The 22,899-nt window shown below is 70.9% G+C and carries 20 protein-coding genes; 8 read left to right on the top strand and 12 right to left on the bottom strand.

Annotated elements, in window-relative coordinates:
- The first annotated feature begins 27 nt into the window (after positions 1–27).
- Positions 28–405 (top strand): F0F1 ATP synthase subunit epsilon, encoded by a 378-nt coding sequence (locus F0344_RS09905; RefSeq protein ID WP_185298429.1) that lies wholly within the window; start codon positions 28–30, stop codon positions 403–405.
- A gap of 133 nt (positions 406–538) precedes the next feature.
- Entirely contained in the window at positions 539–985 is a 447-nt protein-coding gene (locus F0344_RS09900) for a DUF2550 domain-containing protein (RefSeq protein WP_185298428.1), read from the top strand.
- Between the two features lie 156 nt (positions 986–1,141).
- Here F0344_RS09900 and F0344_RS09895 read toward each other — a convergent pair whose 3' ends face one another.
- The 3 genes from F0344_RS09895 to F0344_RS09885 all read right to left on the bottom strand — a co-directional run bounded on the left by F0344_RS09895 (position 1,142) and on the right by F0344_RS09885 (position 5,033).
- On the bottom strand, positions 1,142–3,019 hold the full coding sequence (locus F0344_RS09895) for a glycoside hydrolase family 18 chitinase (RefSeq protein WP_258049818.1): 1,878 nt from the start codon (positions 3,017–3,019) through the stop codon (positions 1,142–1,144).
- 170 nt (positions 3,020–3,189) lie between these two features.
- A complete protein-coding gene (locus F0344_RS09890) occupies positions 3,190–3,840 on the bottom strand; it encodes a response regulator (RefSeq protein ID WP_185298426.1) in 651 nt (216 codons plus the stop codon).
- Complete coding sequence (locus F0344_RS09885) at positions 3,837–5,033, bottom strand: sensor histidine kinase (protein ID WP_185298425.1); 1,197 nt, start codon at positions 5,031–5,033, stop codon at positions 3,837–3,839. Before F0344_RS09885 ends, F0344_RS09890 begins: the two co-directional genes overlap by 4 nt.
- A 151-nt stretch (positions 5,034–5,184) precedes the next feature.
- Here F0344_RS09885 and F0344_RS09880 point away from each other — a divergent pair, with 151 nt between their 5' ends.
- Positions 5,185–5,727, top strand: a complete 543-nt coding sequence (locus tag F0344_RS09880) for a hypothetical protein (RefSeq protein ID WP_185298424.1) — start codon at positions 5,185–5,187, stop codon at positions 5,725–5,727.
- 22 nt (positions 5,728–5,749) lie between these two features.
- On the opposite strand, the gene F0344_RS09875 is transcribed toward F0344_RS09880, so the two are convergent.
- Positions 5,750–6,322 (bottom strand): cob(I)yrinic acid a,c-diamide adenosyltransferase, encoded by a 573-nt coding sequence (locus F0344_RS09875; RefSeq protein WP_185298423.1) that lies wholly within the window; start codon positions 6,320–6,322, stop codon positions 5,750–5,752.
- A gap of 200 nt (positions 6,323–6,522) precedes the next feature.
- Between F0344_RS09875 and F0344_RS09870 the strand changes: the two genes are divergently transcribed.
- The 3 genes from F0344_RS09870 (at position 6,523) to F0344_RS09860 (ending at position 10,617) form a co-directional block, all read left to right on the top strand.
- Positions 6,523–7,371: a 3-hydroxyacyl-CoA dehydrogenase family protein gene (locus F0344_RS09870; RefSeq protein WP_185298422.1), complete on the top strand. Its 849-nt coding sequence runs from the start codon at positions 6,523–6,525 to the stop codon at positions 7,369–7,371.
- Between the two features lie 236 nt (positions 7,372–7,607).
- Positions 7,608–7,931 carry an STAS domain-containing protein gene (locus F0344_RS09865; RefSeq protein ID WP_185298421.1) on the top strand — a complete coding sequence of 108 codons (324 nt, stop codon included), beginning with the start codon at positions 7,608–7,610 and terminating at the stop codon, positions 7,929–7,931.
- A 223-nt stretch (positions 7,932–8,154) separates the two neighbouring features.
- Positions 8,155–10,617: an ATP-binding protein gene (locus tag F0344_RS09860; RefSeq protein WP_185298420.1), complete on the top strand. Its 2,463-nt coding sequence runs from the start codon at positions 8,155–8,157 to the stop codon at positions 10,615–10,617.
- A 76-nt stretch (positions 10,618–10,693) separates the two neighbouring features.
- On the opposite strand, the gene nucS is transcribed toward F0344_RS09860, so the two are convergent.
- Complete coding sequence (gene nucS, locus F0344_RS09855; RefSeq protein WP_185298419.1) at positions 10,694–11,365, bottom strand: endonuclease NucS; 672 nt, start codon at positions 11,363–11,365, stop codon at positions 10,694–10,696.
- A gap of 260 nt (positions 11,366–11,625) precedes the next feature.
- Between nucS and F0344_RS09850 the strand changes: the two genes are divergently transcribed.
- Positions 11,626–12,018 carry an SCO5389 family protein gene (locus F0344_RS09850; protein WP_185298418.1) on the top strand — a complete coding sequence of 131 codons (393 nt, stop codon included), beginning with the start codon at positions 11,626–11,628 and terminating at the stop codon, positions 12,016–12,018.
- A 142-nt stretch (positions 12,019–12,160) separates the two neighbouring features.
- Here F0344_RS09850 and F0344_RS09845 read toward each other — a convergent pair whose 3' ends face one another.
- Positions 12,161–13,204, bottom strand: a complete 1,044-nt coding sequence (locus tag F0344_RS09845; protein WP_185298417.1) for an LLM class flavin-dependent oxidoreductase — start codon at positions 13,202–13,204, stop codon at positions 12,161–12,163.
- A 211-nt stretch (positions 13,205–13,415) separates the two neighbouring features.
- Here F0344_RS09845 and F0344_RS09840 point away from each other — a divergent pair, with 211 nt between their 5' ends.
- Positions 13,416–13,745: an ATP/GTP-binding protein gene (locus F0344_RS09840; protein WP_185298416.1), complete on the top strand. Its 330-nt coding sequence runs from the start codon at positions 13,416–13,418 to the stop codon at positions 13,743–13,745.
- 40 nt (positions 13,746–13,785) lie between these two features.
- Here the strand turns inward: F0344_RS09840 and F0344_RS09835 are convergent, their stop codons facing one another.
- The 6 genes from F0344_RS09835 to scy all read right to left on the bottom strand — a co-directional run bounded on the left by F0344_RS09835 (position 13,786) and on the right by scy (position 22,822).
- Complete coding sequence (locus tag F0344_RS09835) at positions 13,786–14,640, bottom strand: ABC transporter permease subunit (RefSeq protein WP_185298415.1); 855 nt, start codon at positions 14,638–14,640, stop codon at positions 13,786–13,788.
- Positions 14,637–15,848, bottom strand: a complete 1,212-nt coding sequence (locus F0344_RS09830) for an ABC transporter ATP-binding protein (protein WP_185298414.1) — start codon at positions 15,846–15,848, stop codon at positions 14,637–14,639. Before F0344_RS09830 ends, F0344_RS09835 begins: the two co-directional genes overlap by 4 nt.
- A 106-nt stretch (positions 15,849–15,954) precedes the next feature.
- A complete protein-coding gene (locus F0344_RS09825; RefSeq protein ID WP_185298413.1) occupies positions 15,955–16,734 on the bottom strand; it encodes an ABC transporter permease subunit in 780 nt (259 codons plus the stop codon).
- 5 nt (positions 16,735–16,739) lie between these two features.
- Positions 16,740–17,738, bottom strand: coding sequence for an ABC transporter ATP-binding protein (locus F0344_RS09820; RefSeq protein WP_185298412.1), 999 nt, complete (start codon positions 17,736–17,738; stop codon positions 16,740–16,742).
- A 97-nt stretch (positions 17,739–17,835) separates the two neighbouring features.
- Positions 17,836–18,774: a cellulose-binding protein gene (locus tag F0344_RS09815; RefSeq protein WP_185298411.1), complete on the bottom strand. Its 939-nt coding sequence runs from the start codon at positions 18,772–18,774 to the stop codon at positions 17,836–17,838.
- A gap of 184 nt (positions 18,775–18,958) precedes the next feature.
- Positions 18,959–22,822, bottom strand: a complete 3,864-nt coding sequence (gene scy / locus F0344_RS09810; RefSeq protein ID WP_185298410.1) for a polarized growth protein Scy — start codon at positions 22,820–22,822, stop codon at positions 18,959–18,961.
- Positions 22,823–22,899 lie beyond the last annotated feature (77 nt).

Raw genomic sequence — 22,899 nt, 5'->3', positions numbered from 1 at the left:
GCCGGGTGGTGACCCGAGGAGCCACCCTTGGCTGCTGAGCTGCATGTCGAGCTGGTCGCCGCGGACCGCAGTGTCTGGTCCGGCGAGGCCACCCTCGTCGTCGCGCGTACCACATCCGGCGACATCGGCGTCATGCCCGGTCACCAGCCGCTTCTCGGTGTGCTGGAATCGGGCCCGGTGACGATCCGCACCAGCGGAGGCGACACCGTCATCGCCGCTGTGCACGGTGGATTCATCTCGTTCGCGGACGACAAGCTGTCGCTGCTGGCGGAGATCGCCGAGCTGGCGGACGAGATCGATGTCCAGCGCGCCGAGCGCGCGCTGGAGCGCGCGAAGTCGGACACGGACGCCGCCGCCGAGCGGCGCGCCGATGTACGTCTGCGCGCGGTGGCGGTGCTGCGCTAGCACCCCCGCCGACAGATGTTTTCACTCAGCCGCGGCCCGGACTGGAAGTCTCCAGTCCGGGCTGCGGCTGAGGCAATGCAGATGCAGTTCGGTCCGGATATCCGTAATCGACGTTGCGAGGAGGTCGGTGGAGATGGTCCTCGCTCTGTGGGTTGGCGCTCTGGTCGTCGTACTGGTCCTGTTGGGTCTGTTCGTGTTCGGCCTGCGCCGTCGGCTGATCCAGCGCTCCGGCGGTACGTTCGACTGCAGTCTGCGCTGGGACGTCTCGAAGGAACCGGACCCCACCGGCAAGGGCTGGGTCTACGGCGTCGCCCGCTACAGCGGTGACCGGGTCGACTGGTTCCGGGTCTTCTCCTACGATCCCCGTCCCCGCCGAGCCCTTGAGCGCGCCTCCATCGAGGTGGTCGCCCGCCGGCTGCCCGAGGGCGAAGAAGAACTCGCACTTCTGTCCGATTCTGTCGTGCTCGGCTGTCTCCACCGTGGGACGCGCCTGGAGCTGGCGATGAGCGAGGACGCCCTCACCGGCTTCCTCGCCTGGCTGGAGGCGGCACCGCCCGGCCAGCGGGTGAACGTGGCCTGAGAGGGCCGTACAGGACTGGTCCGGGAGGGCCGGCCGTACACGGACAGCGAAAAACCGGGGAGACAGGGGGCGGACCTGTCTCCCCGGTCGTATGTCGGGGCCGTGCGGGGCCGTGCGGGGTCGTACGGGCCGCACGGTGGTGCTACGGCGTGGGGATTACCGGAGACCGCTGTTGATCGCGCTCACCAGTTCGCCGTTGGTGGTGTCACCGCTGAACTCCCAGAAGAAGGCGCCGCCGAGGCCCTGGTTCTTCGCCCACGTCATCTTCGAGACGACGGTGGCCGGGGTGTCGTAGCTCCACCAGTTGGTGCCGCAGTGGGCGTAGGCGGTGCCGGCTATGGTCCCGGTGGCCGGGCAGCTGCTCTTGAGGACCTTGTAGTCCTCGATGCCCGCCTCGTACGTTCCCTGGGCCGCTCCGGTCGCCGTGCCGCCCGGAGCGGACTGGGTGACGCCGGTCCAGCCGCGGCCGTAGAAGCCGATGCCGAGCAGCAGCTTCTTGGCGGGGACGCCCTTGGCCTTGAGCTTGGCGATCGCGTCGGCGGCCGTGAAGCCCGCCTGCGGGATGCCGGTGTACGAGGTCAGCGGCGAGTGCGGGGCCGTCGGGCCCTTGGCCGCCCAGGCGCCGAAGAAGTCGTACGTCATCACGTTGTACCAGTCCATGGACTGCGCGGCGCCCGCGTAGTCGGCGGCGTCGATCTTGCCGCCGTCGGAGCCGTCCGCGGTGATGGCGGCGGTGACGAGGTTGTTCGCGCCGAACTTGGTGCGCAGCGCGGTGGAGAGGTTCTTCAGCGCGGCCGGGCCGCTGGTGTCACAGGTGAGACCGCAGGCGTTGGGGTACTCCCAGTCGATGTCGATCCCGTCGAAGACATCGGCCCAGCGGGGGTCCTCGACCAGGTCGTAGCAGGACTGGGCGAACGCGGCCGGGTTCTGCGCCGCGGCACCGAAGCCGCCGGACCAGGTCCAGCCGCCGAACGACCACAGCACCTTGATGTTCGGGTACTTCGCCTTGAGCTTGCGCAGCTGGTTGAAGTTCCCGCGCAGCGGCTGGTCCCAGGTGTCCGCGACCCCGTCGACCGACTGGTCGGCCGTGTACGCCTTGTCGTAGTCGGCGTAGGCGTCACCGATGGTGCACTTGCCGCCCTGGACGTTGCCGAAGGCGTAGTTGATGTGCGTGATCTTCGAGGCGGAGCCCGAGGTCACCAGGTTCTTCACGTGGTAGTTGCGCCCGTAGGTGCCCCAGTTGGTGAAGTAGCCGAGGTTGATCTTGTCACCGGGCGGGGGCGTGGTGCCGCCGCCGGTGGTGCGGACCGCGACCGAGCCGCTGACCGGGCCGGTCTGGTCCGCGGTGTCGCGGGCCCGCACGGTGTACGAGTAGTCGGTGCCCGCGGTGAGGGCGCTGTCCGTGTACGTGGTGCCGGTGACCGTGGCGACCTTGGTGCCGCCGCGCAGGACGTCGTAGTTCTTGATGCCCTTGTCGTCGGTCGCCGCGGCCCAGGTGAGCTTCGCGGAGGTGTCGGTGATCAGGCTCGCGGTGGGGGTGCCCGGCGCGGACGGGGCGTTGTCGCCGGGGACGCTGCCGCCGTCACAGGAGGCGCCGTTCAGCTTGCAGCCGCTGGGGGAGCCGGAGCCCGTCCCGTTGAAGCCGAAGCTGATGCTGGCACCGGGGGCGACGGAGCCGTTCCAGCTGAGGTTCTTGGCGGTCCAGTGGGTGCCGGAACCGGTGACGGTGGCGTCCCAGGCGGAGCCGACCGCGGTGCCGGCGGGGAAGTCCCACTCGATCGTCCAGGAGGAGAGCGCGGTGGTACCGGTGTTCTTCACCGTCCACTGGCCTTCGAAGCCGGTGCCCCAGTCGGACTTCTTGACATAGGTGGCGGTCGCCGACGTGGCGGCCTCGGCCGGGCCGGCCAGGCCGACCATCGCGGCGAGCGGCAGAAGCAGCGCGGTGACGCCCGCTACGGCCTTGGATCGGATGGTGGTGCCGGTACTGAGTCGCTGTCTGAATCCGGCCCGGCGTGGGGGGGTCTCAGTGCTCAACGGTGCTCCTCGGGTGAGGTCCGACAAACGGGGGATGGTCCGTGGACTGCAAACCCTGCGCCGCCCAGAGTGCGCCTTTGTCATGGCGCACTCACCGCAGTGTGCTCGGTGAGATTAGGAAGGTCTGGACCAATCGTCAAGAGGTCCAGACCAAAGACCCTGAGTAAACCTCAGAGACCCAACTCCTGAGCGATCACCGCCGCTTGCGCCCGGCTCCGCAGCCCCAGCTTCCCCAGGAGCCTGCTGACGTGCGTCTTCACCGTCGCCTCCGCCATCGAGAGCCGCACCGCGATCTCCGCGTTCGAGAGCCCCTCGCCCAGGCAGCCGAGTACCTCGCGCTCGCGCCGCGTGAGCGTCTCCAGGCCCGGGGGAGCGGGAACGCCTGCCCGGCGTACGGAGGTGGCCCCGGCGAACTCCGCGATCAGCCGCCGCGTCACCGCCGGGGCGATCAGCCCCTCACCGCGCGCGACCGTGCGTACCGCCTCCAGCAGGTCGCGCGCCTCGGTGTTCTTCAGCAGGAAGCCCGCGGCCCCGGCCCGAAGTGCCCCGAAGACGTAATCGTCCAGATCGAACGTCGTCAGCACCAGCACGTCCGCGAGCTGCTCCGCCACCACCTGCCGGGTCGCCGACACTCCGTCGAGCCGGGGCATCTGCACGTCCATCAGGACCACGTCAGGGCGCAGTTCCCTGGCCAGCCGCACGGCCGCCTCGCCGTCGCCCGCCTCTCCGACGACCTCGATGTCCGGCGCGCTGCCCAGGATCAGCACCAGCCCCGCGCGTACGGCCGACTGGTCCTCCGCGACCAGTACCCGGATCGTCATTCCTTCGCCGTCCTTTCGTCCACGGGCAGTTCGGCCCGCACGCGCCAGATCTTCCGCCCGTCCGCCGCGTCTTCCGGGCCCGCGGTGATCGTGCCCCCGAGCAGCGCCACGCGTTCCCGCATGCCGATCAGACCCGCCCCCGAACCGGGCGCACGCGGCCCCGGCCTGCTGCCGGACCGGCTGGTGATCTCGACCGAGAGGAGGCCCCCCTCGCGCGTGAGCCGTACCGCCACCGGACCCGCGGCGGCGTGCTTCAGGGCATTCGTCAGGGACTCCTGGACGATGCGGTACGCGGCCAGCTCGACCGGTGCGGGCAGCCGCTCGGGTGTCCCGCGCGTGTCCTCCAGCGTGCAGGTCAGACCGCCCGGCGTGCCGTTGGTACGGGCCTGCTCGACGAGGACGTCCAGCGAGGCGAGCGTGGGCGCGGCACTGGGCTCCGCGTCCACCCCGCTGTGCCGGAGCAGCCCGATCAACCGTCGCATTTCAGCCAGTCCTTCGACGCTGTTCTCCCGGATCACTCCGAGCGCCGTGCGGGAGGTGACCGGGTCGTCGATGGAGAGCGCGGCGGTGGAGTGGATCGCGATCGCGGACAGGTGGTTGGCGACCATGTCGTGCAGTTCGCGGGCCATCCGCGCGCGCTCGGCCGTCACCGCCTGGGCGCGGTCCATCTCGGCGAGCAGCGCGGTCTGGTCGGCCCGCAGCCGGGCGGTCTCCGCCGCGTCGCGGTGGTTGCGCACGCTGACTCCGGTGATGGCGGGCGCGAACGACACCAGGCCGGCGGCCACCCCGATGAGCAGCGACTCCGCCGTACGGAGCCAGGCCACGAACCCGATCGTCAAGCCCACGGTGACCAGGAGCGAGGCCACCGGGATGCGGCGGGTGGCGGCCGGGGACCCGTACACCACGGCCGCGTAGACGACGTCCGTGAACATCAGGACGGTGGCCAGGTTCCCGACCGTGAACTGGTCGGCGACCAGGGCCGGCACCGCGACGAGCAGAGCCGTCAGCGGGGCGCTCCTGCGCAGCAGTTCGAGCCCGGCCATCACGGCGAGCGGCACCAGTGCCACCCAGGGCTCGTCCAGGGGGCGCGGCCCCTGCATGTGCAGCCCGATCAGCCACAGGAGCAGACCGCCGAGCAGCCCGATGGCCGCGATCAGTACGTCGTGGCGGTGGGGGCGGGAGACGGTGAGCACTCTCCCATCCAACACGGCCGCACGGCGGTGGACCTCCGCACGGTGGGTGAGCCGCGGATACATCGAAGGGGGCAGTCGGGATTCGTCACCGCCGACGAGGAATCGGCGCCTCCCGCTTGGGAGTCTGGAAGGGACCGGGAGGAGAAGAACCGTGATCGTCGTACTGATCGTGCTCTGCGAAGTCGGCTTCTGGGTGCTGCTGGCGGCCGGACTCGCGCTGCGTTACCTGGCGAAGAAGCCCCGGCTCGGCGCCGGAGTGCTGCTGTGCGAGCCGCTGCTGGAGGTCGTACTGCTGGTCGTCACGGCCATCGACCTGAGGAACGGCGCCGAGCCCGACTGGAAGCACGGACTCGCCGCCGTCTACATCGGGTTCACCGTGGGCCTCGGCCATTCGGCGATCAAGTGGGCGGACGCCCGGTTCGCCCACCGCTTCGCGGGCGGCCCGCCGCCCGTGAAGCCGCCGAAGTACGGGATGGCCCGAGCCGCCCACGAGTGGCGCACCGCGGGCCGCTGGACCGTTGCCGCGGTCACCGCGATGGCGCTGCTCCAGGCCGCGATCTGGTACGTCGGTGACGACGGGAACACCGGGTCGCTGGAGATGTGGCAGCAGAAGATGCTGTGGCTGATCGGCATCAACCTGGTCATCGCCGCGGGCTACACCCTGTTCCCGAAGCGGGCGCCCGAGGGAGCTTGATCCCGGGCCCGGACGGCGGCCCTCAGCGGTCGCCGCCCGGTACCCACAGCACGTCGCCGACCTCCTTGTTCGCCACCCTCGCGAGGATGAACAGGAGGTCGGAGAGGCGGTTGAGGTACGTCGCCGTCAGCGCGTTCATCACCTCGCCGTGTACCTCCATCGCCGCCCAGGTGGACCGCTCCGCCCGGCGGACGACGGTGCACGCCTGGTGCAGCAGGGCCGCCCCGGGCGTACCGCCCGGCAGGATGAAGCTGCGCAGCTTCTCCAGCTCCTCCAGGAAGCTGTCGCAGTCCGCCTCCAGCTTGTCGATGTAGGACTGCTCGACCCTCAGCGGCGGGTACTTCGGGTTCTCCACGACCGGCGTCGACAGGTCGGCACCGACGTCGAAGAGGTCGTTCTGCACGCGGACGAGGACCTTCACCACGTCCTCGGACAACTGCCCGAGCGCGATGGCCGTGCCGATGACGGCGTTGGCCTCGTTGGCGTCGGCGTAGGCCGAGATCCGCAGATCGGTCTTGGCGGTCCGGCTCATGTCGCCGAGGGCCGTGGTGCCCTGGTCGCCGGTACGGGTGTAGATGCGCGTCAGATTGACCATGGGGCCAGCCTAAGGAGGTCCGCGTCCGCACGGGGACGCAGGTGGCCAACTGCACGTGGTGCGCCACCGAATGAGGCGCACCGGTGTGATGTCCGTCATTTGAGACGTGACGCGCATCTCTTCGTCTCCCCAGGGCCCCTCACGGGTACTAACCTCCGCCGGAGAGCGTGTGAACAACCGTTATCCAAAGGGGTGCAAAAGTGGCCAGGAAGCTCGCCGTCATCGGGGCCGGACTCATGGGGTCCGGGATCGCGCAGGTCTCTGCCCAGGCGGGCTGGGACGTCGTCCTGCGCGACGTCACCGACGCGGCACTGGCCCGGGGCCTGGACGGCATCAAGGGGTCGTACGACCGGTTCGTCGCCAAGGGCAAGCTGGACGCGGCCGACGCCGAGGCCGCGCTGGCCCGCATCACCACGAGCACCGACCTCGACGCCGTCGCCGACGCGGACGTCGTCGTCGAGGCCGTCTTCGAGAAGCTGGAGGTCAAGCACGAGATCTTCCGCGCGCTCGACAAGATCGTGCGCGAGGACGCCGTGCTCGCCTCCAACACCTCCGCCATCCCGATCACCAAGATCGCTGCCGTGACGGAGCGGCCCGAGCGGGTCGTCGGTGTGCACTTCTTCTCGCCGGTCCCGATGATGCAGCTCTGCGAGCTGGTGCGCGGCTACAAGACGAGCGACGAAGCCCTCGCCACCGCGCGGGAGTTCGCCGAGTCGGTCGGCAAGACGTGCATCGTCGTCAACCGTGACGTCGCCGGCTTCGTCACCACGCGCCTCATCTCGGCGCTGGTCGTCGAGGCCGCCAAGCTGTACGAGTCGGGCGTCGCCTCGGCCGAGGACATCGACACCGCCTGCAAGCTGGGCTTCGGTCACGCCATGGGCCCCCTCGCCACGGCCGACCTGACCGGCGTCGACATCCTGCTGCACGCGACCGGCAACATCTACACGGAGTCGCAGGACGAGAAGTTCGCCGCCCCGGAGCTGATGCGCCGGATGGTCGATGCAGGTGACATCGGCCGCAAGAGCGGGCAGGGCTTCTACACCTACTGACACCGATCATGCCCCGGGCCGCCCGATCCGCCGTCGATCAGGCCCGGGGTTCCGGGAACCGGAGGGATCCGGCTCCCGGAATTCAGTCAGCGGCGAGCCGTCGATGTCACTCCACGGAGTGAATTCGGTATCGGTTCGCTTACAGACGGCAACTTCCTTGTCGTTGCGGCAGTCAGTTGTGGCAGAGACAGAACAGACAGACGGACCTTGCTACGGAGCATTCCAGGGGAGCGCATATGCATATCAGGGGCGACCACGCCGAGCTGGTCGTCGGGGGCCGCCTCGACGTCCGAAGCGCGGCGGACGCCCGTACGGTCCTCCACTCGGCCGTCGACGACGGCGTCGGCGATCTCGTACTGAACCTGACCGAACTGGATTCCTGGGACGCCACCGGACTCGGCGTCATCATGGGTGCCCACCGACGGGCCGGACGGGCCGGCCGACGGCTCGTTCTGCGCGGCGTACCGCCCCAGATGCAGCGCCTGCTCGTCGCGACCAGGCTGCACCGCATCCTGGCCATCGAGGGCGGAATCGCCGCGGAGTCACTGCCGCGCGTCTGAGGTCCGTCGCCGGCGGACCGGCGCCGTTCGTCCGCACAATCCTCACGAGACCGTGACGTCCCGGGCCGCGCGGCACCCCGCCGGTTCGTAGATACTGTGCGAAGGTTTAGGGTTCGGCCGTCTGCCGATCGACGGACCCATGGGCGGACACCGGACCAGTTGCGACAGCAGGGCGTGCGAGGCCGGGAGGGCAACCGCACTCGACGCATCTGGGGGCTTTGCAATGGACCCGAACAACCGGGGACCCGAAGAGTACGGCCGGGACCACGACGGCTTCCAGGACGACGGTGTGCCGCAGCGGCAGTCCCGTGAACCGCTGACACCCGACTTCGGGCTCCAGACGCCGCAGCAGGCCCGCACGGTCCAGCTCATATCGGGCGACCTGCTCCTCACGGTCAATCCGGTCGATGGCAGCGAGGTCGAACCCTGCCCGCCGGGCCGGCAGCCAGAGGCACTGGTACGGCACACCGCCACCGAGCGCGCGGACCGCGGACGCGCCGCCACCCCGTCCGTCCCCCCGGGACCGCCCGGCCCGCAACTGCCGCTCCTGGAACGCCAGGAGCTCCGCGAACGACTGGTACGGCTGCTGGCACGCGGACGGTCGGCACGCGTCACAGGGCCCCCCGGCTCGGGCCGCACGGCCCTGCTGGACGCGGTCGCAGCCGACTGCGCCGACCTGGCGCCCGACGGCGTCGTACGGCTCAATGGCCACAAGCGCACCACCACGGACCTCCAGTACGCGCTCTTCGCGGCGGTCTGCCGCGCGCCGTCGCACCGCCCCGGTCGCGAGGAACTCCTCGGACTCCTCCGGGGCATCGGCGCCGTCGTCGTCCTCGACGACCTGGAGTTCGGCGGCGCCGGACTCGACGAACTGCTCGACGCCACCCCGGAGTGCGCGTTCGTGCTCGCCGCGACGCCCGATACCGCCGCACCCGGCCCCGACGCCCACCTGGAAGAACTCTCCCTCACCGGGCTCGGACGCGCGGCCTCGGTCGACCTGATGGAGAAGGTCGTCGAACGCTCACTCACCGAGGACGAGGCGAACTGGGCGGGTGACCTCTGGTTCGAGTCGGAGGGCCTGCCCCTGCGCTTCGTCCAGGCCGGCGCACTGCTGCGCCACCGCGACCTCCTGCGCGACCCGGAAGCCTTCGACGGGTACGCCTCCGGCGCGCCCTCCGTTCCCGCGGATGCGTGGGAGACACCGCTGCCCAGCCTCGGCGAGGGAGCGGCCCCCGCGGTGCTGCTCGCCTCCCGGCTGAGCGAGGCCGCCCGCGAGACCCTGCGCTTCGCCGTCGCGCTCGGCGGTGAGGTGCCGCACCAGGCGCATCTGCCGGCGCTCGTCGGGGACACCCACGCCGACGCCGCCCTCGGTGAACTCGCCGGGTGCGGGCTGCTCTCCCCGGCCGGCCCCCGCTACCGCCTCGCGGCCGGTGTCGTCGCCCAGCTGGAGGCCGGTGGATTCGGCGAGGGCGCCGCCGACCGCGCCAGGACCGCCGCCCAGCACTACGCCTGGTGGGCGGGTCACCCCTCGGTCACACCCGGGCGGGCGGTCGCCGAGGCCGACGCCGTCCTCGCCTCGCTGGCGCAGCTGGTGCCGGGAGGCAGGGCAGGACAGGCCAGCGTCGCCGTGCTGCTGGCCCGTAGTGCCTCCCCGGCCTTCGCCGCCGGAATGCAGTGGGGAGCCTGGGAGAAGGCCCTCAGAATGGGCCAGGAGGGCGCGAGGATCGCCGGTGAGGTGGCGGAGGAGGCGTACTTCCACCACGAGTTGGGCGTACTCGCGCTCTGCACCGGCCACCTGGAGCGGGCGCGGGCCGAGCTGGAGGCATCGATCGGCATGCGCGGCGCGCTCGCCGACAAGCCCGGCGCGGTGGCCGGACGCAGGGCGCTCGCCCTCGTGTCGGACCGCTCCGGCGGGCCGGTGCCGGGGGTCCTCGCACCGGTGGGCGAGGACCGCGCGGCCGCGCGCTACGAGGAGGGGGCCTCGCCGTCGGCCGGGACCCCGGCGGCACTGCCGCCCTTCCCCCGGCTGCCCGTGCCCGAGGGGACGACCGCGGTGATCTCCCGTCCGCACACCCCGGCGGTCCGCGGCCCCGCGTTCCTGCGCGGCGCCCGGCGCAACATGGTCGGGGCCGGTGCGGGAGCGTTGCTGGTGGCTCTGCTCGGCACCGTCGTGGGGCTCGGGGCGACCTCGGGCAGCGAGGAGCCGGACAGCCGGAACGTGACCACGGAGCAGTCCACGGAAGAGGAGGACGGCGAGAACGGCTTCCCCGAGGACGAGGCGACGCCGGGCGCGCCCGGGAAGAGCGGGACGCCCGCAGAGCGCACCGAGTCGCCTGGCCCGTCCGGCCATGCGACCCCGTCCGCCGGGACGACCCCGCCCACGGGCCCCTCGGATCCGAGCATCACGCCGACGACGGACGACCCTTCGAGTACGAGCCCGACGGGGCGTCCCTCCACGGGGTCGCCGACCACCGCACCGACCACCGCACCGACGACGAAGCCGCCGACGACGAAGCCGCCGACGGACACCCCGACCGAGCCGACGGACCCGCCGACCGAGCCGACGGACCCGCCGCCGACCACGGAGGAGCCGCCGCCCTCCGCTCCCGAGACCTCCCTCACGGCGACCGGTCCCTCGGAGGGCACGCCGCCGGCCCCGGACAGCGCGCAGTCGTCCCCGGCCTGAACCGCTCCAGCACACAGAACGCCGGCCGGGCTCGCATGCGAGCCCGGCCGGCGTCCCACGTCACAGGAACCGGCGGTCAGAACAGCCGCAGCTTGTCGTCCTCGATGCCCCGCATCGCGTTGTAGTCCAGGACCACGCAGCCGATACCGCGGTCCGTCGCCAGGACCCGTGCCTGCGGCTTGATCTCCTGGGCCGCGAAGACGCCCTTCACCGGCGCGAGGTGGGGATCGCGGTTGAGCAGCTCCAGATAGCGGGTCAGCTGTTCCACTCCGTCGATGTCACCGCGGCGCTTCAGCTCCACGGCCACCGTCGCGCCGTCCGCGTCGCGGCACAGGATGTCCACGGGGCCGATGGCGGTGGGGTACTCGCGGCGGATCAGCGTGTGGCCCTCGCCGAGGATCTCGATCCGGTCGGCCAGGAGTTCCTGGAGGTGTGCTTCCACGCCGTCCTTGATCAGGCCGGGGTCGACGCCCAGTTCGTGCGAGGTGTCATGGAGGATTTCCTCCATCGTGATGATCAGTTTCTCGCCCGCTTTGTTCACCACCGTCCAGACGCCCTCGTCGCCGTCGGCGCCCTCCTTCAGGGCGCACGGCGGGGACATCCAGTTGAGCGGTTTGTACGCCCGGTCGTCGGCATGGATCGACACACTGCCGTCCGCCTTCACCAGGATCAGACGGGGCGCGGAGGGCAGGTGGGCGGTGAGCCGGCCCGCGTAGTCGACGGAGCAGCGGGCGATGACGAGACGCATGGTCGGCAACGCTACTCGACGACGGGTGCTCCACGCGATTCCCGTAGTCCACTCCCGCGTACAGGCGCCCCGGCCCATCGGGCTTGCCCCTCTTTGAGAGCCTTCGTTATTGGCCGGTTGTGTTCCCAATCTCCTGGTGCGGCCCGGACTGCGCGCTTACCGTGTAAGCAGGAGGTCGCCGTCCGTGTACGCTGCGTCGCCGTCCTCCTTCCCTGCCCGTAAGGCCCCGGCCCACCGTCGGGGTCGCGAGAGGAGAACCCATGTCGCTCGACGTCTCACCGGCGCTGTTGGAACAGGCCGAGCGAGGCGAGGTCGACGAAGCCGACTTCGTCGACTGCGTCCGGACCTCCCTGCCCTACGCATGGGAGATGATCAGCTCTCTGGTGGCCCAGCTGAAGGTCGACGGCGGACAGTTCGCCGACAACCAGACGCCGCCGCCGGACGAGCAGGCACGTGGTCAGCTGCTGCGAGCACTCGCGAGTGATGCGATACGTGGCGCACTTCAGCGGCACTTCGGAGTGCGTCTGGCATTCCAGAACTGCCACCGCCTGGCGGTGTTCCCGCTGGACGCTTCGGTCGACGAGCGTCTGGCCCGCTTCACCTCGGTGAGGGGCCAGTTGCTCAACCAGTCGCCCGGACTACGGGACTGCTGAACGCTTCTGCTGCCGCTCCGGGCCGCGGGAGATTCGACAGGCCAGGGGCGGCAGCTCCCGTACCACCGGCACGATCAGCACCACCGGAACCATGAGCGCGACCAGAACTACCGGCACGGCCCTGACCGATGGCACGAACGCGTCACGTCAGCAGCGGAAGCACTTCGGTGCCCAGGCGTTGCACGTTCTCCTCGGTCGCGGCGAGGTCGCCGGAGCCTTCCACCAGGAGGGCGAAGCGGGTGATGCCGGTCCGCTCCGCGGTCGCCGCGAGGCGGTCGGCCGCGAGGCGGGGCGGGCCCACCGGATGCATGTCGCACAGCAGTTCCGTGTATCCGACGGGGTCGCGCATCACCCGGTGCCTGCCGTCGACCGTCACATGGGCGTCCAGCCCCTGTTTCAGCCAACCCGGCATCGCCTTCACGAGCGTCTCCACGGCGTCCGCCGGCCTGTCCGCGATCTGGGCCACCCCCGCGGACACATGTCCGACGCTCCGTACGACGTCGGGCGAGTGACCGGCCTCCCGGGCGGCCGTGCGCCACAGGGCGAGCATCTCGGCCTTCTCCTCGTCCCCGCAGTGCATCCCCAGGAGCATCGGCAGTGCCTTCGCGGCGGCGAGCCGGACACTCTTCGGCGAGGTGCACGCCATGACCACCTCCGGGCCGCCCCCGGGCCCCGCCGGGCCGTCGGCCAGCAGTTCGTCGGCGCGCGGTACGACCGCCACCTCACGGAACCCGAACCGCTCCCCGGTTCCGGCCACCCGGGGCTTGCTCAGCCAGTCGAGCAGCAGGTCCAGCGCTTCGGGGAAGTCCTTCTCGTACGCCGCGAGGCCCCCGCCGAACACCTCCAGGTCCACCCAGGGCCCGCCCCGTCCCACTCCGAGCGAGAACCGGCCTCCGCTGGTGATGTGCAGCAGCGCGGCCTGCTCGCCGAGGGCGACGGGATGCTGGGTGGGCAGCACGCTGACCGCCGTACCGACCCGGATTCTGCGCGTGCGGCCGAGCAGCAGTGCGGCCAGTGTGATGGCGGACGGGCAGACCCCGTACGGCACGAAATGGTGTTCTGCCAGCCAGACCGAGTCCAGTCCGGATTCCTCCGCGACCTCTGCGGACCGGACGGCCCGGTGCAGTGCTTCGCCCTGTCCCTGGCCCGGAAACTGAGCTGCCAGTACGAACGTTCCGACGCGCATCGCCTGTCGCCTCCTTGCGGCCGACGCGGTTCTTCCCCATGGGCAACAACGTCTGACACGTGCCAAAGGCACGGTCCATGGAGAAGTTGTTGCGATTTTCCGCTAACTCGCCCCGGCGCGGCCACCGTCTCATGCCGTTCAGGCCGGCTGCCGGGCGCCTTGGGCCTACGCTGGAAGGGAAACCGCCCGCTCTGCCCCCCTGAGGTGTCTCGTGTCTCCGCGCCGCAACCGCCCCCGAGGCGGCGAGAGCCCCACCAGCAGTCCATTCGCTGAGGGGCAGCGCTGGGGCGGAGGCGGCGCCACCGAGAGCTGGCAGGGCGAGGAGTGGTCGGTGCGCCCGGTGAGCGGTGCGAGCGCCGGGGGGAAACGGTACCGCTGTCCCGGCTGCGACCAGGAGATCCCGTCCGGCGTCCCGCATCTCGTCACCTGGCCCGAGTTCGGCGGCATCGACGACCGCAGGCACTGGCACAAGGCGTGCTGGAACGCGAGGGACCGCCGCACCACCCGGGTGCAGCGGTCCAGGAACGCTCCGCGCTACTGATCCGCGCTACTGATCCGCGCCACTGAGCGGAGGGCCCGCGTCAGACATCGCGGCGGTCCAGCGTGAGGTACGCCGCCGCCATGGCGACGGCCGTCACGCCCAGCATGATCCACAGGGGCTCCCAGCCGGTCGGGCCCGAGGTGGTGACCGAGGCGTCGTAGAACGCGCCGAGCTGGTTGGGGATCGAGTACTCGAAGAGCGCCTGCTGGAGGCCCGCCAGCGACTCGGAGAACATGAACATCGCCAGGACCAGCGGCAGCAGGACCACGGCGATCATGATCGTGATCGCACCCGCCGAGTGCCGGATCAGCGCACCGAGCGCGAGCGAGAGCAGTCCGAGCATCGCGATGTAGAGACCGACGCCCACGGTGGAGCGCAGCCAGTCGTCGCCGGTGGGCTCCGCACCGTCCACCATCGCGCTCTGCAGGACACCGACGACCGTCGTCATCACCGTGGTGATCACGAAGGACAGCAGGAAGAAGACGATCGCCTTCGCGGTCAGCACCCGGGAACGGCTGGGGCAGGCCGTCAGCGTCGTACGGATCATGCCCGTGCCGTACTCCGACGCGATGGTCAGCACGCCGAGCGTGATCACGCAGATCGAGCCGAGCAGCACCCCGAAGAAGCCGAGGCTGAGCACGGGGGTGCCCTCCAGATCGGCTTCCGAGGCGCTGACGACGAACGCCGACAGCAGTCCGATGCCGAGCAGCAGCACGATCATCACGCCGAGCGTCCACATCGTGGAGCGCACCGAGCGGATCTTCGTCCACTCGGAGGCGATCGCGTCGCCGAGACTGGCGCGGCGCACCGGGATCGGCGAGTGGTAGAAGCCCCCGGAAGCACCCTGCCGGTCCTGCGGGGGCTGGTACGGGGCCTGGGGCGCCGGCGTCGTCATCGGGAGTCCTCGCTGGTCTCGCGCTTGGTCATGTCTGCGGGGGCGGCGGCGGGAGGCGTGGCCGGAGCGGGTGCTGCCGGGGCCGGAGCGGGTGCCTGGGCCTCGACGGGGGCCGGGGCGGCCGGTGCGGACGCGTACGGGTTCTGGCCGGGCGGCGGCGGGGCGTACCAGCCCTGCTGCGGCATCTCGGGCTGCGCAAGCGGCTGCGGCTGCGTGTAGCCGGCCTGCTGTCCGTAGCCGGCCTGCTGTCCGTAGCCCGCCGGGGGCTGCTGGAGCGCCGCCTTGGCGTCCACGGTCGAGCGGTAGTCCACGGCGCCCTGCGTCATCCGCATGTACGCCTCCTCCAGCGACGCCTGGTGCGGCGAGAGCTCCCACAGCCGTACGTCGGCGGCGTGCGCCACATCGCTGATCCGGGACAGCTGGAGACCGGTGATGCGCAGGGCACCGTCCGGCTCCGACATGACCTGGCCGCCCGCCTCGGTGAGCGAGGCGGTGAGCTTCTCGCGCTGCTCCGGCAGGTCGGAAGGGACCCGGACGCGGGCGAAGTCGGCGGAGTTGGCCGAGATGAAGTCCGTGACGCTCATGTCGGCGAGCAGCTGGCCGCGCCCGATCACGATGAGGTGATCGGCGGTCAGCGCCATCTCGCTCATCAGATGGCTGGAGACGAAGACCGTGCGTCCCTCCGAGGCCAGCATCTTCATGAGATTGCGGACCCAGAGGATGCCCTCCGGGTCGAGACCGTTGACCGGCTCGTCGAAGAGCAGCACCTGGGGATCGCCGAGCATGGCCGCCGCGATCCCGAGGCGCTGCCCCATACCGAGGGAGAACCCGCTGGAACGCTTGCGTGCCACGTCCTGGAGACCGACGACACCGAGGACCTCGTCGACCCGGGCGGCGGGGATTCCGGACAGCTGGGCCAGGGAGAGGAGATGGTTCCGTGCGCTGCGGCCGCCGTGGACGGCCTTGGCGTCGAGCAGCGCGCCCACCTGACGCGGTGCGTTCGGCAGGTCGCGGAAGGCGTGGCCGCCGATCGTCACATGGCCCGAGGTGGGATTGTCCAGGCCGAGCATCATGCGCATGGTGGTGGACTTGCCGGACCCGTTGGGACCGAGGAACCCGGTGACGGCCCCCGGCCGTACCTGGAAGGAAAGGTTGTACACGGCCGTCTTGGCGCCGTAGCGCTTGGTCAGGCCGACTGCCTCGATCATTCTCCAGCCCCATCGACTTATCTGTCGTCGGGGCACAGGCCACCCGGCCGCACGCCCCCGTAAGAGTTAGGAGGATAACCGCGCCTTGACGGTTCCAGCCAAGTTGTCACGCGTCCCGCTTCTTCAGTACGGCGTATCCGCCGGCCAGGGCCGCCACCACCCACGCCACCAGGATGCCCAGGCCGCCCCACGGCCCGTACGGCGCGGGATCGCTGTTCATGGCGTCGGGGACGACCTGCATGATCTTCGACCCGGCCTGGTCGGGGAAGTAACGGGCCACGTTCTTCGCGCCCGGGACGGCCGACAGGATCTGCGAGACGAGGAAGAAGAACGGCATCAGGATGCCCAGCGACAGCATCGAACTGCGCAGCATCGTGGCCACGCCCATCGAGAAGATCGCGATCAGACCCATGTAGATGCCGCCGCCGAAGACCGCCCGCAGCACATGGTCCGCGCCCAGGTCCGTGCGGTGCTCGCCGAGCAGCGCCTGGCCGAGGAAGAACGAGACGAAGCTGGTCGCGAGGCCGACCGCGAGGGCGAGGACGCCCGCCACCGCGATCTTGCTGAAAAGGAACGTGGCGCGCTGGGGCACGGCCGCCAGTGACGTACGGATCATGCCGGAGCTGTACTCCGTGCCGACCACCAGGACGCCGAAGACCACCATCGCGAGCTGGCCGAGAATCATCCCGGAGAAGCTGACGAAGGTCGGGTCGAAGGTGGCGCGCTCCGCGTCGGAGAGATCGTCGAACTGGGAGTTCATCAGCGCGCAGAGCGCCGCGCTCATGGCGACGGTCACCGCGAAGGCGGAGATGAGCGTCCAGGTGGTCGAGGAGACCGTACGGATCTTGGTCCACTCGGAGGTCAGGACCGCGGGTACCGATGCCATCGTGGTCATGCTCCCTTGCCGTGTTCGGAGACTCCGCCGACGGACCGGTCCCACTCGCCGCCCCACCGCGGACCCGCGGGCGGCTTCGCGGCGTCGTGTTCCGAATGCGCGTGATACTCCACGGAACCCGCCGTCATCTGCATGAACGCCTCTTCCAGCGAGGCCCGCTGGGAACTCAGCTCGTGCAGCACGATCTGGTGCCTGGCGGCGAGCTCACCGAGCTCCTCCGTGGTGGCGCCGTCGATCTCCAGCGTGCCGTTGCCCGCCTCGACGGCGACGACGTTCTCCCCGCGCAGCACATCGCGCAGCCGCTCCCGCTGCGGGGAACGCAGCCGTACGTAACTGCGGGAGTTGTCATGGATGAAATCGGCCATCGAGGTGTCGGCGAGCAGTCTGCCCTGGCCGATGACGATCAAGTGATCAGCGGTGAGCGCCATTTCGCTCATCAGATGGGACGAGACGAAGATCGTCCGGCCCTCCGCCGCGAGGGCCTTCATGAGATTTCTGACCCAGTGAATTCCCTCGGGGTCCAGACCATTGACGGGTTCGTCGAACATCAGGATCTCGGGATCACCGAGAAGCGCCGACGCGATTCCCAGCCGCTGGCCCATACCGAGGGAGAAACTCTTCGACTTCTTCCTCGCCACCGGGCTCAGCCCGACCATGTCGAGGACCTCGGGCACCCGGCTGGTGGGGATGCGGTTGCTCTGGGCGAGGCAGAGCAGGTTGTTGTACGCGCTGCGGCCCCCGTGCATCGACCTCGCGTCGAGCAGAGCCCCGATGTACTTGAGGGGTTCGTCCAGCTCGCGGTAGTGCCTGCCGTCGATGCGGACCGTGCCGCTGGTGGGATTGTCGAGACCGAGCATCATCCGCATCGTGGTCGACTTGCCCGCCCCGTTGGGGCCGAGAAAGCCCGTCACCATTCCAGGTCTGACCTGGAACGACAGATGGTCGACGGCGACCTTGTCGCCGAACCGCTTGGTGAGGCCCTCCAGCTCGATCATGCGCTCACGCTAGAACGGCCGCGCGCCCGGCGCCACCACAACGGCGGAACCGGGCGCGCGGGAGCATGCCAGGGGGTACAGCTGCGGTGCTCCGGGGTCAGCGCGTCTGCTGAGCCGGAACGCCGCGGGTGGCGGGCTCGTCGTCCACCGGGGAGCCGGCGGCGGCCACCGCGGCACCCGTCAGCGTCGCCAGCATCTCGCGGACGTTGGTCAGCTGGGCGTTGATCGAGTCGCGGCGGTTGGTGAGCGCCGCGAGCTCGCGCTCCGATTCGCTGCGGATACGGTCGGCCTTGGCGTTCGCGTCGGCCACGATGTCCTCGGCCTGGCGCTGCGCCGTCTCCACCGTCTGACGCGCCCTGCGCTCGGCGTCCGTGCGGAGCTTCTCGGCCTCCAGGCGGAGCTGCTCGGCGCGGTGCTCGATCTCGGCGAGACGCTTCTCCGCCTTCGCCTGACGGGACGCGAGGTCGCGCTCCGACTGCTCGCGGCGCTTCGCCAGGTTCGTCTCGAAGTCCGCGGCGGCCTGGGCGGCCTTGGCGCGGGTCTCCTCGAAGAGGGCGTCGGCCTCCTCACGCTTCTGCTGAGCGTCCTTCTGCGCCTCGGTGCGCAGCGTGTTCGCCTCGCCCTTGGCCTTCTCGACGATGCGAACGCCCTCGTCCTCGGCCTTCGCCTTGCGCTCGGACGAGAACGACTCCGCGTCGTTGCGCACCTGCTGGGCTGCCGACTCGGCCAGCTCGCGGTGCTGCTCGGCGGCGCGACGGGCCTCCTCGCGCAGGTCCTTCGCCTCCTCCTCGGCGAGGCGGAGGATCTTCTCGACGCGCGCGCCCAGACCGGCGTACGACGGCTCCGCGTCGTTGACCTGGGCCTGGGCGTTCTGCGTTTCGAGGTGGAGCTCCTCGATGCGCTTTTCCAGAGAGGTGATTCGGGCCAGAGCACTATCACGGTCGGCGACGAGCTTGGTAATGCGGTCGTCCACCTGCCCGCGGTCGTAACCACGTCGCACGAGCTCGAAGCCGAAGGGGGAGGAAGGGTCGCTCATGGGTTTCCTGTCGAATGAGACCGGTGAGGTGATAGGGGGAATCCTAGGGGCCTGAGCGGCGTGTCAACGTGCAGATGCCGCTTTGATCTGGAGAATGACACCCCTTTTGAGTGGCTGACCCCCTGAGCGCTTGCCACTCGAAGGGTTGAATGTTCATGCCGAAGCATGGGACGCGGTCGACCGGCTAGCCGTCGGACGACTTGCCCCCCGATCGGCCGGCGGCCGTGGCTCCGGCCTTGACACCACCGGATGTACTTCCGTTGGCCGTCTTCCCGCCAGCTGTCGGCGCCTCGAAGGACTCCAGAGCTTCCAGCACGTCCTGGACACGGGAAATCTCCGCATTGATGTCCTCGCGCCTGCGCACCAGCAGATCGAGCTCGCGCCGGCCCTCGTCCACCGTCCGCTTCGCCTCCGCCTCCGCGTCGGCACGCAGTTTCTCGGCCTCGCGGATCAGGCTGGCCTTCTTGAGTTCGGCCTCCTTGAGGAGCGACTCGGCGCGCTTCACCGCGGCGATCCGGACCTTGCCGGCCTCCGAACTCGCGTCCGCGAGCAGCTCCTTGGCCTTCGCCGCCGCCTCGTCGCGCTGCTCGGTCGCCGCCTTCATCAGCTTGTCCACGCGCTCGCCCGCGGTCTTCATCTGCTCGGACGTCTCGCGGCGGGCCCGCTGGTGCAGTTCCTCGATCTCGCTCTCCAGCCGGATCCGGAGCTCCTCGGCCCGCTCCCGGGTGGCCGTGGCGTCGCGGCGCGCGCCGACCAGCAGCTCGTCGGCGTCCGTACGGGCCCGTTCCACCAGGGTGTTGCCCTCGACCGTCGCCTCCGAGGTGATCCGCAGGGCCTCCTTGCGGGCCGCGCCGACCATCGTGTCCGCCTGCGCCTCGGCCTCGGTGGCGGCGCGCAGCGCCTCCTCCTGGGCCTTGTTGATGAGCTGGTCGGCCTGCTCGGCGGCGTCGGCACGGCGCTTCGAGGCGGACTCGCGTGCCTCGTCGAGCATCCGGTCCGCCTCCTGGCGGGCCCTCGCACGCATCTGCTCGGCCGCCGACTCCGCCTCGCCCCGCACCCGTTCGGACTCGGCACGGGTCCGTGCCGAGTGCTCCTGCGCCGAACCGACCGTCTCCGCCGCCTCCGCGCACAGGCGTTCGGCCTCGTCGGTGGCCTCGCCGACGAGCCGGTTGTGCTGCTCGGTGGCCTCGGCGCGCAGCCGTTCGGACTCCTCGGTGGCCTCGCGGAGGAGTCGCTGCGACTGCTCCGCCGTCACGGTACTGATCCGCTCGCTCTCGCTGGTCGCCTCACCGATGAGCCGGTCGGCCTGCGCCGCCGCTTCGCCGCGGATGCGGTTGGCGTCGTCGCGGGCCTCGGCGCGGGAGCGCGAGGCGTCCTGCTCGGCCGACGCGAGCGCGTCGGAGGCTTCGGTACGGACCCGCTGGCTGTACTCGGAGGTGTCCGCGCGCATCCGCTCGGACTCGGTGATCGCGTCGGCGAGCGTGCGCTCGGCCAGCGCCTTCGCCGCCTCGGTCTCATCGTGGGCGACCTGGCGGATGCGGTTGGCGTCCTCGGTGGCGCGCTCCCGCTCGGCGTAGGCGTCGGCGCGGACCCGGTCGGCCTCTTCCTGCGCCTCGGTCCGGGTGCGCTCGGCGACGTGCTCGGCGGTCGAGCGCAGTCCGGCGATCTCCTCCTCGGCCTGCTCCTGGAGACCGGCGACGGAATCCCGTACCTGCTGTGCGGTCTGCTCGGCGGTGGAGACCAGCTCGGTCGCCCGGTGGTCCGCCTCCTCGACGAGCCGATGGGCCTCGGTCTGGGCGTCCTCGACCCGCTTGCGGGCGGAGGCGAGGAGCTCCTCGCTCTGCTCGCGGGCCCGCTCGCGCTCCTGGTCCGCCTCGGCGCGTGCGGCGCCGAGCGTCTCCTCGGCCTCGCGGCGGCGCCGGTTCGCCTCCTCCTGGGCGGCGGCGAGGGCCTCGGCGGCCTCCGTACCGACCCGCTCGGCGGCAGCCGCCGCCTCGGCCCGTACCCGGTCGGCGCTCTCCTGTGCCTCGGACTTGAGGCGCTCCGCCTCCGTGGCCGCGTCGGTGCGCAGCCGTACGGCGACGGACTCGCCCTCCGCGCGGGACTGCGCGGCGTCAGCGGCGGCTTCGGTGCGCAGCCGTTCGGCCTCCGTCTCGGCCTGCTCCCGGAGGGCGCGGATCCGCTCGGCGGCCTCCGCGCGCAGCCGGTCGGCCTCCTCGTTCGCTTCGCGACGTACGCCCTCGGCCTCGGTACGGGCCTCTCCGAGCGCCTCCTCGGCGGCGGCGACCCGCTTCTCGGCCTCGGTGTGCAGCCGGGCGAGCTCGTCGGCGGCCTCTGTCCGCCGGGCGGCGACCGCCCGCTCGGTGTCCTCGCGGAGCTCCGTCGCCGCGCGCTCGGCGGCGGCCGTGGTGGACTCGGCCTGCTCGTCGGCCTCGGTCCGCAGCCGCTCGGCCTCGGCGAGGGCGCGTTCCAGGGTCTCCTCCGCCTGCTTGCGCAGGGCGGTGGCCCGCTCGGCGGCCTCGGTGCGGACCCGCTCGCTCTCGGCGCCCGCGGAGGTCCGCAGCTCGTCGGCGTCCGCCTTGGCCTTGGTCAGCAGTTGCTCGGCGGTGCGGGCACCTTCCTCGATCTGCTGGACGGCCTCACGGCGGGCCTCGCCGCGGATGCGCTCGCCCTCGGCGACCGCCTCGGAACGCAGCTGCTCGGCCTCGCCGCGCAGTCTGCGCGCCTCCTCCTGCAGCTCGACCGTCTTGGCCCGGTACTCCTTGGTGTCGTCCTTGGCCGCGCCCTTGAGCTGGTCCGCCTGCTCGGCGGCCTCGCCGCGCAGCCGGTCGGCCTCGGCCTCCGCCTCGCGGCGGATGCGGTCGGCTTCCTCGCTCGCCGACCTGGTCGTGGACTTCGCGTCCTCGGAGGCCTTGGTCAGCACCTCCTCGGCGGTCCTGGCCGCCTTGGCGAGCTGGGCCGCGGCGTCCTCGGCGGCGGCGGTGCGTGCCTTCTCGGACGCCTCGGACTTGAGGCGGTCCGCCTCGGCGCGGGCGTCGGCGAGCGCCTGCTCGGCCTCCGCCTTGAGCGCTTCGGCGCCCTTCGTGGCCTCGCCGACCAGCCGGGCGATCTCCGACCTGGCCGTACGGGTGCGCTGCTCGTTCTGCGACTCGGCGCCGGCCAGCCGCTTGGCGGCGGCCTCCTTCGCCTCGGTGACGACCTTGTCGGCCTCCAGGCGGGCCTCGCGCAACTGCGTCTCGGCCTCCTGCATGCGCTGTTCGGCCGCCCGGTTCAGCTCGGCGGTCTGCTGCCGGGTCTGCTGGGTCTCCGCCGTTGTGGAGGTGCGCAGTTGCTCGGCGTGTGAGGTGGCCTCCTGGGCCTGGTCCGACGCGGCGTTGATCAGGCGTTCGGCGTCCCTGCGGGCGCGCAGCAGGAGCGCTTCTGCTGCGGCACGGGCCGACTCGGCCTCGGAGCCCAGGCGTTGGCGGGTCTCCTCCGCGAGCCGGCCGGCCTCGGCGCGGGCCGCCGCGAGCGACTGCTCCGCCTCGGCGCGGGACTCCTCCAGGAGCCGGCGGGCCTGTGCCTCGGTGCGGGCACGCAACTGCTCGGCCCAGGCGACGTTCTCGTTGACGTGGGACTCGACGGTCTGGCGGCGCTCCGCCAGTTCCTGGTCGAGCCGCTGCCTGCGCTGTACGGCCTCGGCGTGCAACTCGGCCTGGAGGCGGGCCTGGTGCTCCGCGTGCTCCTGAAGGATCCGCTGGGTCTGGGCCCGGGCGTCACGCAGCTCGCGCTCCGCGTCGGTTCGCAGCTGGTCGGCCTGGATCTGGGCATTACGGAGCAGTTGCTCGGCCTGGTAGCCGAGATCCGCGGTGTCGTACGCGGGACGGCTCGCGAGATTGCGCCGGGCCTCGTGCAGCTTGGCACGCAAGACCTCGACCTGGTAACCGAGGTCCTCGGCGTGCTGGACGGCCTTCTCCCGGTCGGTTTTCAGCCGGTCCATCTCGGCTTCGAACCGCGAGAGATGGTCGTCTTCAGCTCGGTGGCTCTCCTGGCGTTCGTAGCCCCGCACTACGCGGTCCCATCCTTCCCCGAGCTCTCAACTTCGTTCGAGCAGGGGAGACCCCAACCCTGGTCGAAATTCTCAAA

This window comes from Streptomyces finlayi (assembly GCF_014216315.1).
In the GTDB taxonomy this organism is placed as follows: domain Bacteria; phylum Actinomycetota; class Actinomycetes; order Streptomycetales; family Streptomycetaceae; genus Streptomyces; species Streptomyces finlayi_A.
The sequence above is the reverse complement of the archived record's forward strand: the minus strand, read 5'-3'. Positions and strand labels throughout refer to the sequence as shown.

Bases quoted from the DNA above. Each gene is read 5' to 3' on its own strand.
- F0344_RS09900 (WP_185298428.1), top strand. From the start codon at position 539: ATGGTCCTCGCTCTGTGGGTTGGCGCTCTGGTCGTCGTACTGGTCCTG.
- F0344_RS09890 (WP_185298426.1), bottom strand. From the start codon at position 3,840: ATGACGATCCGGGTACTGGTCGCGGAGGACCAGTCGGCCGTACGCGCG.
- F0344_RS09875 (WP_185298423.1), bottom strand. From the start codon at position 6,322: ATGGTCAATCTGACGCGCATCTACACCCGTACCGGCGACCAGGGCACC.
- F0344_RS09865 (WP_185298421.1), top strand. From the start codon at position 7,608: ATGCATATCAGGGGCGACCACGCCGAGCTGGTCGTCGGGGGCCGCCTC.
- F0344_RS09860 (WP_185298420.1), top strand. From the start codon at position 8,155: ATGGACCCGAACAACCGGGGACCCGAAGAGTACGGCCGGGACCACGAC.
- nucS (WP_185298419.1), bottom strand. From the start codon at position 11,365: ATGCGTCTCGTCATCGCCCGCTGCTCCGTCGACTACGCGGGCCGGCTC.
- F0344_RS09850 (WP_185298418.1), top strand. From the start codon at position 11,626: ATGTCGCTCGACGTCTCACCGGCGCTGTTGGAACAGGCCGAGCGAGGC.
- F0344_RS09845 (WP_185298417.1), bottom strand. From the start codon at position 13,204: ATGCGCGTCGGAACGTTCGTACTGGCAGCTCAGTTTCCGGGCCAGGGA.
- F0344_RS09835 (WP_185298415.1), bottom strand. From the start codon at position 14,640: ATGACGACGCCGGCGCCCCAGGCCCCGTACCAGCCCCCGCAGGACCGG.
- F0344_RS09830 (WP_185298414.1), bottom strand. From the start codon at position 15,848: ATGATCGAGGCAGTCGGCCTGACCAAGCGCTACGGCGCCAAGACGGCC.
- F0344_RS09825 (WP_185298413.1), bottom strand. From the start codon at position 16,734: ATGGCATCGGTACCCGCGGTCCTGACCTCCGAGTGGACCAAGATCCGT.
- F0344_RS09820 (WP_185298412.1), bottom strand. From the start codon at position 17,738: ATGATCGAGCTGGAGGGCCTCACCAAGCGGTTCGGCGACAAGGTCGCC.
- F0344_RS09815 (WP_185298411.1), bottom strand. From the start codon at position 18,774: ATGAGCGACCCTTCCTCCCCCTTCGGCTTCGAGCTCGTGCGACGTGGT.